This window comes from Paenibacillus sp. EKM212P (assembly GCF_011066115.1).
Classification (GTDB): domain Bacteria; phylum Bacillota; class Bacilli; order Paenibacillales; family Paenibacillaceae; genus Paenibacillus; species Paenibacillus polymyxa_B.
Genome location: NZ_JAAMNR010000049.1, coordinates 1 through 500, shown reverse-complemented (window position 1 = coordinate 500; position 500 = coordinate 1). Strand labels below are relative to the sequence as shown.

Here is a 500-nt window from a genome sequence, read left to right as displayed (position 1 = left end):
TCTTTCATCTCCAGTCGATAACCTGCTTGCAGCAATCGGGAGGATACTTGCAAGGCCTTGATCGAATCGCCACCCAGCTCGAAGAAGTTATCCTGCGTGCCTACCGCTTCCACGCCGAGTACTCCGGCCCATACTGCAGCCAGCACTTGCTCCACCGTGGTACGCGGTGCCACATAGGCTGCACCGGTATGGATGCTTCCTTCCGGTTCCGGCAAGGCCTTGCGGTCGATTTTGCCGTTGCTCGTCAGGGGGATCGTCTCCAGTCGCATCAAACGTGCTGGCACCATGTGCGCTGGCAGCCCGGCTTCCAGTTCGGCCTGTACCTCCTCGATCCGCAGCTCGGCTTCTCCCGTGATGTATCCGCACAAGTACTTGTGTCCACGCTCATCCGTCCGGTCGATGACTACTGCTTGACGCACGCCTGGCACCCGCTGGATCGCCGTTTCAATCTCGCCCAGCTCGATCCGGTAGCCGCGGATTTTCACTTGATAATCCATCCG

1 protein-coding gene is annotated in these 500 nt (G+C 59.2%); it reads right to left on the bottom strand.

All coding sequences use genetic code 11. The features are described from left to right. The coding region (locus tag G9G54_RS24905; RefSeq protein WP_165179948.1) for an AMP-binding enzyme at positions 1 to 500 on the bottom strand (500 nt) is incomplete at both ends.